Here is a 9,872-nt window from a genome sequence, read left to right as displayed (position 1 = left end):
ATCAGCTATCAGCTATCAGCTATCAGCTATCAGCTATCAGCTATCAGCTATCAGCAGTCAGCGGTCAGCGCTGATAGCTGACTGCTGACTGCTGACTGCTGACTGCTGACCACTAAATCCCCAGGCGTTGATAAATTTGGTCGAGGTGCTTGAGATGGTGCTGCGGATCAAAACACCCTTCAACCTCCTCGGCAGAAAGGTATTTGGCAACACGATCGTCCTGGCTGATCAGAGCACGAAAATCGCCATCAGGTTTGTTCCAGGCTTGATGAGCACAGGCTTGCACGACGGTGTAGGCATCTTCACGGCTCATCCCTTTTTCAACCAGCGTTAACAGCACACGCTGACTGAAGACAACGCCGCCGTAGAGGTTCATGTTGCGCGTCATATTTTGGGGATAGACGAGCAGATTTTTCACCAGGTCGGTGATTTCGACCAGCATGAAATGGGTCAGAATGCAGGCATCCGGTAAGATAACGCGCTCAGCGGCACTGTGAGAAATATCGCGTTCGTGCCAGAGCGCTACGTTTTCTAAAGCAGTGCTGGCGTGACTGCGAACCACTCGCGCCATTCCAGTCAAGCGTTCCGATCGAATGGGGTTACGTTTGTGCGGCATAGCAGAGGAGCCTTTCTGCCCTTTGGCGAAATATTCTTCGACTTCTAAAACATCCGTGCGCTGGAGGTTGCGAATTTCGACGGCAAACCGCTCGATCGACGCTGCCAGTAACGCTAACGTTTGCACAAATGCAGCATGTCGATCGCGCGAAACCACCTGTGTTGAAGCGGTATCAGGTTCCAACCCAAGATTCTGGCAGGCGATCGCTTCCACTTGCGGATCAATATTGGCATACGTGCCCACCGCACCGGAGATTTTGCCCACAGCAATGCTGCGCCTTTGTTGGCAGAGGCGATCGCGGTGACGCAATACTTCCGCTAACCAGCTAGCCAGCTTAAAGCCAAAGGTGATCGGTTCCGCATGAATGCCGTGTGATCGACCAATCATGATCGTGCTGCGATGCTGCTGTGCCTGATAGCGAATTGCCTGAATGAGCGACTCTAGCTGTGTCATCAAGACATCCAGACTGGCAACCAACTGGAGCGCCAAAGCCGTATCCAGCACATCAGAGCTGGTCAACCCCAGGTGAATGTAGCGTCCCGCATCGCCCACATATTCGTTCACATTCGTTAGAAAGGCGATCATGTCGTGGCGTACTTCTGCCTCAATCTCCAACACTCGCTTGGGGTCAAAATTTGCCTTCGCCTTAATCTCTGCCACCGCTTCTGCTGGAACGTCTCCAAGTTCTGCCTGTGCCTCGCAGACAGCAATTTCGACTTGCAGCCAGGTCTTCAGCTTGTACGTATCAGTCCACAAGTTGCCCATTTCGGGCAGGGTATAACGCTCAATCAAGGTTCGTGTCGCACAGCACAACGGCTCTATTGTACAACCGTCCTTTAGTGGATGGGTGGATGGAGCCGGACGATCGCCAGTCTCCTCCCAACCAATTTCACAATGTCTTGGTTAAACATTCGCAAATGGTCATCTACCTTAAGGTAGAGATTGGGTACGTTGTAGCTGGGCGTTTCTCTTGATGAACGTCTGGAAGCATCGGTAGAATCGGGAGCAACAACCATGCACAGCAACTCTCAACGCAGCGCGATCGCATACTGGAGCAAACAAATAGCAGCGATCGCAAGCTGTACAGGACTGTTGACAGGGCTATTGATGACTCATACAGCCTTGACTGCCCGTACGGTAGACGCTGCTCTCGATCGCCCTACCCTCCAAAGCAACGCGCCAGTAGCTACAAGCGTTGTTCGCCTCGAAATCCATCTCAACCGTCGTCAGGCAATTCTTTACCAGGGCAGCACACTCATCAAACGCTACCCGATTGGCACCGGACGACAAGGTTGGGAAACTCCAGTCGGAACATTTCAGGTAATGCAAATGAAGCGCAATCCTACCTGGATTAGCCCCTTCACGAATGAACGCATTGCTGCCAATGATCCGAGGAATCCTTTGCGGGGCTACTGGATTGGCTTCTGGACAAATGGCAGGAACTGGATTGGGTTTCACGGCACACTGAATGCTAGCAGCGTGGGTAAGGCAGCATCTCATGGCTGCATTCACATGTATGACCGGGACTTGCAAGACCTCTTTGCACAAGTCAGCTTAGGCACTCAGGTTAAAGTCGTACCATAGGATCGCTTAGCCGTGGTGAACCACCATTCTCCTTGCTGAAAAGCGCGTCGCTAAAGTATCTGAAAGGCTCTCAAATATTGAACGACAGCCTTGCTTTCAACCATTGTCGTTAAAGCCGATGGAGTCTTAGGAAGAGCGTATAGATGAATATAGTCAAAGGGTTACTGGGGCTGGGGTTGCTGGCGATCGTCATTTATGCAGGTTTCGCCAAACTCCCCTTGTGGAGCTTGCCACTTTTAGCCCTACTGTTCACCGCCGCTTATATCCACGGCAAATGATACCTGTGGCGAGACCTGTTTCAACAACGAAAGCTCAAACTCTATCAATCCCTGCTCATTACCTATTTGATTCAAGTCGTTGTCGTGGGTCTCTTCTATTTGCTTGGTAGCGAAGTGGCACACTTGTTCGATCGGTGATCATCTTCTCACTCAATCTTCGTTGAACTAGAAACGGCTGAGAGTTTGTTAAGGGCATTAATCTCAATCGATTAGCAGAATGTGCCGCGATCTAATCTAGATTTCAGGTAGTAAAAACATTAAGAAGCTTCACGCATAAACTAGCCTTGGCGCTATCAGTTATGCTGCCAACATTTGTCTAAACTCATCAAACCCAATATCGTAGATTGCCTGCACATTTTCATGTAAGGCAAGAAGTACATTCATCATACTAGGGTATATATGTACTGTATAGGACACTGGGTAACTGAAATCGAGCTTCCTCACTTGATCAAGAAAATCATTAGCATTAGATAGATCATGTTCTACGGTTTTTATAGTAGAACCAATCGAATATGGAAAAGATTGATGGAGATTAATATTGTTAAACCTATCAGAGTAAAATTTTAATACCTTTTTCAACACATTGTTCTTTACACGAACACTTCTATCTTGATCAATTAGCACATAAGCTTGCAGTTGTAGAATTTGAGAGAAACTATAAATTTTAATACGTTTCTTACCTCCGCCTTTTTCTAAAAAAGGTACAACCATTTTTTCTTGTTCTAAGTAGCGCAATTGCTTGAAGCTAATTCTTGTTAGTTTACGAGCTGTATTTCTGTCAAATTTGTCATCGATATTGAACGCAGTTTGGCGACCTTTTGAGTCTGATATAGAAACATCTCCGAGGCTAACGTCAGGGATTGGTTGATAAACTTCCCAATGCAGTAATTCATGCTGTTTTTGTCGAGCTTCCTCCCAAGAACTAGCCTCAATAATGCTAACGAGCTTGGCATCTTCATCTAGGAAAGCTCGAGCACTTTCATTAGTCGATGGAAAAAAGTCATAGCTACCATCGCCATTAACCCATAATTCGTAAGTTACCTGCTCTGCAATGGAAGTCATACAACAGCTATTATTTAGAGTCTGGTACAAAGGCTCTACCCGTAATTACCTCTATATCAAGCCGTATGTTAGAACGCTCTCTTGAACGGTTTGGGAAAGTTTTGCTGACTGGTGCATCAACACCACCTGCCCTTGCCACACGATCTATATAATCTCTTACCTGCCGAAATGCCTCCTCCCGCCCCTCTTTTTCCTTTGAAGTAAGACCTCCCTCCAGTGTATCTACTTTTTGTTGTCCTTCATCTCTGGTAAGCGGAGTCTTCTGTGCCCAAGGACAAGACTTTTCTACTCCACCCCCCTGAGCTTGTACTCGCCCTCTGTGAGCAGTTCCTCTTTCCATTATTTTTTGAAAAAATTATAACTTGGGTTAGGTTCTAACCGAATGTTAGAAGCTCCTCCTTTCGAGATCGTGGACGTATTGATGCGTCTTTTACGATCGCACCTGCACAGGCATCACGAGGTAAGTCATTTTGATGCTACCGAGAGGAGTGACGATCGCCGGACTCATGACAGTATTGAGCTGAATCTGAATCTCTCATTCAGGCAATGCCAGCCAGTTGAAGACATCCGTTGCGGAGACGACCAGATCGAGACCGTTCAGCATCGGTAGGGACTCCGTTCCCTGGTACAGCTTCACCCGCGACTCTGGAAAAATTGCTAGGACACTCTCATTCTCAGGATCAAGCAACCAACCAAGTGACGTGCCATGTTCCACACAATGCAGCAGATTGGCTAGCACCTTCGTCTGAGACTGCTCTGGGGAAAGAATTTCAATCGCCCAATCCGGGTGAAGCTCAAAGCGATTTGCCACTCTACCCGATGCGGTACGAGGAATCCGCTGCCACCGAAACACAGACACATCCGGCACAATCGCCGCTCCACCAAATACACAGCGTAACTCTGAGAAGGCTTTTGCTATTCGCTGAGGTTCTGCAACCCGATCAATTACCTTACAAAGTTCAACTTGTAGTGTGCTGTGTTCTCCCTGGGGCATGGGCTTCTGTGTCACTTGACCGTTGATAAATTCGCTGGCAGGATTGGTTTCTGGCAGTTGCAGAAACGCATCCAGCGTTAACGGTTGGGTTGGCGTTTGAACCATAGACCCTCCTTTGTGATCTCAGCACCTTCCCTTCTGATTTTAGCTACGCACCTGGACGGGCATCACGAGGTAGGTCATTTTGATGCTGCCGAGAGGAGTGACGATCGCCGGACTTGTTGCCGTATTCAACTGGATTTGGATTTCGGTGGTGGCGATCGTCTTCAAACCATCCATCAGGTACTTCACGTTAAACGCTACATCCAGGTCATCCCCTGAAATTTGGGCGGGGATGGTTTCTTTGCCGCTACCCACATCCTGAGCATCTACCGAAAGCGTTAGCAACTGGTTGGCGCTATCAAGAGTCAGCTTGACAATATTGTTTTTCTGATCCGCCAGCACTGCAATCCGTTCCAGGGCACTTAGCAAGAGTCGTCGTTCAGCCGTAATCTGGCGAGAGAATTGACGCGGTATCAGTTGATGATAGTTGGGGTACTGCCCTTCTAAAAGGCGGCTGGTGAGCCGTTGATCCGTCCATTCAAAGACAACCTGGCTATGGTCAAAGTGTACGGCAACATCACTGCCCGTTTGCCGCTCCAGCATTTTCGCTAACTCTTGCAGCGCCTTGGCGGGGATAGTCACATCCAAGCCTTTTTCTAATGCGCTGGGCTTTGCTCCACTTTCAGCAGCCTCTGCATTTAAAGTTTGAACCACCGTCAAACGATGCCCATCCGTTGCGGCAAACTCCAAGCCATCAGGTTGCATGGTCAGGTGAACGCCTGTTAGCACTTGCTTGGTTTCGTCACTGCTGGCAGAAAACAAGGAACTCCGCAAACCTTCAATTAAGCTCTCTACTGAGAGATGTGCCACTTCGCCGCCTTCGACCACTGGCAGTTCGGGAAACTCCTCGGCTCCCATACCGCGCACCTGGTAGCGTCCCGAAGCGCAGGTAAGCGTGGTTAAGAAATTGGTGTCCGTGGTGCCAGCGGCTTCATCGTTGCCATCCTCAAGGGTGATGTCGCCTTCTGGCAAACGCGAGACGATATCGGTCAGCAGTTTGGCAGGTAGGGTCAGCTTGCCACCTGTGGATACGTCGGCTGGAAAACTCGTCTGAATGCCGAGACTGAGATCAAAGGCGCTGAGCTTGATTTGCTGTAGTTCTTCATCAGCAACCAGGAGGATGTTTGCCAGTACGGGATGGCTCGGACGTGATGAGACGGCACGGCTGACCAGTGAGAGATTAGCGCTGAGGCTGTTTTGGGAGCAAACCAGTTTCATGGGAGTTCAACCTTTGCGTTGAGTAAAGAGGAGCGTTGTGACAGGAGTTTTGAACGGAATTGTGAGCAGATGGGGTTGTTTGGGCTTAATTGAAGAAACTAAACGCTATCTGTAGCGGGTGAAGGCGTTGTCTGCGTATGTTAGCACCCTTGTTTTGAACAATCTAGCCTGTCTTTTTTGAAGCGTCGATCGCTTTTTCCTATACTCCGGACTTAAGTAATTCTTATTTAAACAGTAGTAGTAGAGCCTGTGGAAAATGTGGAGAACCGTATGAAGTACGACTGGTCAATTCTTTGAGATGGCTTTAAACCTGTGGAAAACCTGTGGAAAACTGGGCGATCTTTTCACAGAGTATTTATACTCATTAAGCTTATCCACGATCGTGGCGGGTTTTGTACCGCTTTTCCACATGCTTTTCCACAGAAAAGTTTAAGCTTTTCCACATGGCTGCGATCGCTTTACATTTCGCAACAAAATTTCGTCATAAAAATTTGGAGTCGCTCAAAAAATAGTCTGACTTCTCCACACCCCCAGCGCAGATAATCCATAAGAGAGGCTGATCGATGGACTGCGTAAACGTCTTGTACGTTCAGCGATGAAGCAGGCGGTAAAGGTCGGCAGCTTTAGACCCTTTCTTTGACGATCGGTTGTTCGGTTGCCGTACGTTCAGCATAGGGCTGATCGAGGTGATCGATGGAACCCGTCTCTGGACTGAGTTCTCCTTCGCTATGCGGCACAAAACTACCCTGAGCTGTCTGCGCTTGGGTTGTCTGCGATCGTGTCCCACTAGCCCCTCTCGATGACCGCACAGCAACAAGAATATTCTTGACGACCACAGCCGTTGGTACGGCAACGATGACACCGAGCAGACCACCCACACGGGCACCCGTCAAAATCGAAACAAAAATCCAGACTGGATTCAGCCCCGTAACGCTACCTAAAACACGGGGCGCAACCAGATTTTCCAAAATTTGTTGTACCAGCAACGAGGCTGCCAGCACTTTAACGCCTAAGCCGATGTCGCGCAAAGCAACCAGCAGTGTCACCAGCGCAATGCCAACGGAACCACCGAACGGAACGAGCGCCATGGTGCCGATCGTCAACCCAAACAGCAAGCCAAAGGGCACTGCCAACCACAAAAAGATGAGGGTTAAAACCGAACCCATACAGGTCGAGAGAATGAACTGACTCAAAAAGTAGTTCTGAAAACTGAGCCGCAACGTTTCCGAAAACGGCTTTTGCATATTGTCGGGCAGCCACTCTACAAGGCTTTCCCAAAGCGAATCGCCGTTTTGCAGTAGGTAGAACGTCAACACCAGCGTTAACAACACGTCTAGTAGACTGGTAACGGTAAAGACGGCAACGCTTAATGCCTGCGCTGCAATGAGCTGCAACTGGCTTTTAAGGCGATCGTTCACCTGTTCTGCCAGCAAGCTCAAATCCAATGGGAGGTTCGCGCCTTCTAGCTGCTGATTGAGAATAATGAGCTGCCGCTGCCCAGAGTCAAACCATTCGGGCAAGCGTGCTACCAGTTGACGAGCTTGATCAAGCGCACTGGGCAGCAGGGTAATGCCACCTGCCAGCAAAATCGACAGCGCCAGCAAAAACACGACGATCGCGGCTCGTCCGCGTGGTACGCCCTGCCGCTGCATGATGCTGACGGGGTAGTTGAGGAGAAAAGCGATGAGTGAAGCGGCAACCAGAATGACAATGAGGGAATGGAAGTAGTCTGCGATCGCAAAGAGCGACCAGGCGTTTAACACCAACAGTGGCGCTGCCAACAAAATAAGCAATGCTTTTGCCACTGGAGACAGCGTTTCCCACCAGAGCCGCAAGCGCCCTTTTTGCACATCGTGAGCTTCAATCTGGTGATCTGGCATAGATACCCGCCGTTCGCTTCTCTACACCCTCCACCCTACACTTATCTCTGCTCACCATCCCCTACCGATAGTTAGTAAATTGCAGCGCCATCGGAAACTCTTCTTGCTTCAGGCGCTGCATCACGGCTTGCAAATCATCTTTTGCTTTCGCGCTCACTCTCACCGCATCGCCCTGGATGGATGCCTGCACTTTCTTAAATTCATCCCGAATCAGTTTGGAAATTTGCTTGGCAATCTCCTGGCTGATACCTTTTCGCAGCGTAATTTCTTGTTTCACCCGATTGCCGCTGGACGATTCGATTTTGCCGTACTCAAAAATCTTGAGCGACAGGTTACGTTTAGCCGCTTTCATTTGCAGCAAGGTATGAATGGCATCCAACGTAAATTCGCTGTCGGTGTGAACTGTAATGGTCGTTTCGCCTAACTCAAGGGTGGTTTTGGTATCTTTAAGGTCGTAACGACTCTGAATTTCGCGTGTCGTTTGATCGATCGCATTGACGAGTTCCTGCCGATCGAACTCACTTACGACATCAAAGGAAAAGGATGCAGCCATAGGACGTAAACTCTAAACGTTGAATGCAGAATGGGGGCTTCGTTTGCTGCCTGAATTCCTTAGTCTATAACCTGTAGCCCATTGTCTCAAGCCCACATCGATCGACAGCACTTAAACAGGCACATCCAAATTGTTCTCTCGAAAGTCTTCTAAACTCTCACCGCGCAAGAAACCTCAGCCAAACTCTAGACGCTGGCTGGTACGTGCTGCCCGCTTATTCAGCGGCTATGTCGTCATCTGTATTTTATTATTGTGGCAGCAGCAGCGGTTACTCTTCTGGCCATCATCCACACTGGAGCACACGCCTGGACTCTATAATCTTCGCTATCAGGATGTTTGGCTGCCAGTAAGCACCAAAGATGGCAACGTAGAGCGGATTCATGGCTGGTGGATTCCGGCAGAGCAAGCAACGGCTCCAGTGCTACTGTATTTTCACCACAACGCCGTCAATATTGGGGCTAATGTTAGCCAAGCTCGGAAGTTTCAGCAGTTGGGCTGTTCGGTATTGCTAGTTGACTACCGTGGCTTTGGGCTGAGTGAAGGCAGTTTTCCAACGGAGTCGCAAGTGTATGAAGACGCGCAAGCCGCTTGGGTTTACCTGACGCGCGATCGCCAAATTCCAGCGAGACAAATTTTCATTTATGGTCATTCAGTCGGTGGAGCCGTTGCGATTGATCTCGCTGCCAAACATCCAGAGGCAGCAGCGCTCATTGTGCAAAGCTCTTTCACCAGCCTGCGCGATATGACCAAGCGCTTTGGTCTGTTTTGGGTGTTGCCGATCGACCTAATTCTGCGCCAGCGCTTTGACTCATTGCAGAAAATTAAGTCCTTAAAGATGCCAGTTTTGTTCATTCACGGTACGGCTGACCCACAGATTCCAGTGGCGATGGGTCAAGCGTTATATGACGCTACTCCTGAACCGAAGCAAATTCTGATCATCCCTCAAGCGGGACATGACAACAACATGGCTGACCCATACTACCAAGTAGTTAAGCAGTTCACAGCAGCGCACAGAAAGCCGTAAAGAGTGATGTCGTGCGATCGCGCTGACTCGTCCTCAAGCAGGATGCTAATTCCGATGCATTTTGTTAGATTTTAGTCAAGCAAGAAAATACAGCACTGTGCCATGCGCGAGTGTTTGGAGTGTCAATGGTGCGAGTTGTACGTTTGAGCGCCAAAACAAAACCATAAAGCACTGTCAGGAGTACCTATGATGTTCAAAGCGATCGCCGCTTTCGGTACCGTTGCCATTCTCACCACCGTCGCCATGCCAACGTTCGCACAGGAGAAGCCAATGGGTTCAGCCGCCTCCCTGGATGGGCTTCAAGAGCGATCGGTTGCCAGACCTTCCTCGCAAGACCCAGTGTCATTATCGCCGCAACGGAGCACAGATATCCCGGCTGGCAGCGAAGCGTCAGTGCAACTATACGATAAGGTGAACCTGATTGTTGGTCCTGAGAGAGGCGCAAGTCAAGTAGGGGTCTACCCTGCTGACGATTCGTCGTCTGGCAACAAAGTTCAGGTTCTCTACCAACTCAACCAGTAATTGGGTGCGGGTCGTTTACTCATGCAGCCTCATATCGAA

The 9,872-nt window shown here is 49.4% G+C and carries 11 protein-coding genes; 4 read left to right on the top strand and 7 right to left on the bottom strand.

Annotated features, from left to right (window positions below):
• Nucleotides 1-112: 112 nt before the first annotated feature.
• Together purB and AC5JO6_RS07105 are read right to left on the bottom strand one after the other, a co-directional pair.
• Nucleotides 113-1,408 (bottom strand): adenylosuccinate lyase, encoded by a 1,296-nt coding sequence (purB, locus tag AC5JO6_RS07110; protein ID WP_496080349.1) that lies wholly within the window; start codon nt 1,406-1,408, stop codon nt 113-115.
• A 44-nt stretch (nt 1,409-1,452) separates the two neighbouring features.
• Complete coding sequence (locus tag AC5JO6_RS07105; RefSeq protein ID WP_496080348.1) at nt 1,453-1,632, bottom strand: hypothetical protein; 180 nt, start codon at nt 1,630-1,632, stop codon at nt 1,453-1,455.
• Between AC5JO6_RS07105 and AC5JO6_RS07100 the strand changes: the two genes are divergently transcribed.
• Both AC5JO6_RS07100 and AC5JO6_RS07095 read left to right on the top strand, forming a co-directional pair.
• On the top strand, nt 1,631-2,200 hold the full coding sequence (locus tag AC5JO6_RS07100) for a L,D-transpeptidase (RefSeq protein WP_496080347.1): 570 nt from the start codon (nt 1,631-1,633) through the stop codon (nt 2,198-2,200). The genes AC5JO6_RS07105 and AC5JO6_RS07100 overlap by 2 nt on opposite strands.
• Before the next feature lie 143 nt (nt 2,201-2,343).
• The gene (locus AC5JO6_RS07095) at nt 2,344-2,478 is read left to right on the top strand and encodes a hypothetical protein (RefSeq protein WP_496080346.1); all 135 of its coding nucleotides are present in this window, start codon (nt 2,344-2,346) and stop codon (nt 2,476-2,478) included.
• Between the two features lie 297 nt (nt 2,479-2,775).
• Here the strand turns inward: AC5JO6_RS07095 and AC5JO6_RS07090 are convergent, their stop codons facing one another.
• The 5 genes from AC5JO6_RS07090 to AC5JO6_RS07070 all read right to left on the bottom strand — a co-directional run bounded on the left by AC5JO6_RS07090 (nt 2,776) and on the right by AC5JO6_RS07070 (nt 8,287).
• Nucleotides 2,776-3,540, bottom strand: coding sequence for a MerR family transcriptional regulator (locus AC5JO6_RS07090; protein WP_496080345.1), 765 nt, complete (start codon nt 3,538-3,540; stop codon nt 2,776-2,778).
• Nucleotides 3,541-4,075: 535 nt separating this feature from the next.
• Nucleotides 4,076-4,639, bottom strand: coding sequence for a Uma2 family endonuclease (locus tag AC5JO6_RS07085; RefSeq protein WP_496080344.1), 564 nt, complete (start codon nt 4,637-4,639; stop codon nt 4,076-4,078).
• A gap of 39 nt (nt 4,640-4,678) precedes the next feature.
• On the bottom strand, nt 4,679-5,854 hold the full coding sequence (dnaN, locus tag AC5JO6_RS07080) for a DNA polymerase III subunit beta (RefSeq protein WP_496080343.1): 1,176 nt from the start codon (nt 5,852-5,854) through the stop codon (nt 4,679-4,681).
• A 623-nt stretch (nt 5,855-6,477) separates the two neighbouring features.
• Nucleotides 6,478-7,704 (bottom strand): AI-2E family transporter, encoded by a 1,227-nt coding sequence (locus tag AC5JO6_RS07075; RefSeq protein ID WP_496080357.1) that lies wholly within the window; start codon nt 7,702-7,704, stop codon nt 6,478-6,480.
• 91 nt (nt 7,705-7,795) lie between these two features.
• Nucleotides 7,796-8,287, bottom strand: a complete 492-nt coding sequence (locus AC5JO6_RS07070) for a YajQ family cyclic di-GMP-binding protein (RefSeq protein WP_496080342.1) — start codon at nt 8,285-8,287, stop codon at nt 7,796-7,798.
• 130 nt (nt 8,288-8,417) lie between these two features.
• Between AC5JO6_RS07070 and AC5JO6_RS07065 the strand changes: the two genes are divergently transcribed.
• On the top strand, nt 8,418-9,311 hold the full coding sequence (locus AC5JO6_RS07065; RefSeq protein WP_496080341.1) for an alpha/beta hydrolase: 894 nt from the start codon (nt 8,418-8,420) through the stop codon (nt 9,309-9,311).
• Nucleotides 9,312-9,497: 186 nt separating this feature from the next.
• Nucleotides 9,498-9,833 (top strand): hypothetical protein, encoded by a 336-nt coding sequence (locus AC5JO6_RS07060; protein WP_496080340.1) that lies wholly within the window; start codon nt 9,498-9,500, stop codon nt 9,831-9,833.
• Nucleotides 9,834-9,872: the final 39 nt, after the last annotated feature.

This window comes from Tildeniella sp., assembly GCF_059505325.1.
This window is presented reverse-complemented; position numbering and strand designations above follow the sequence as displayed.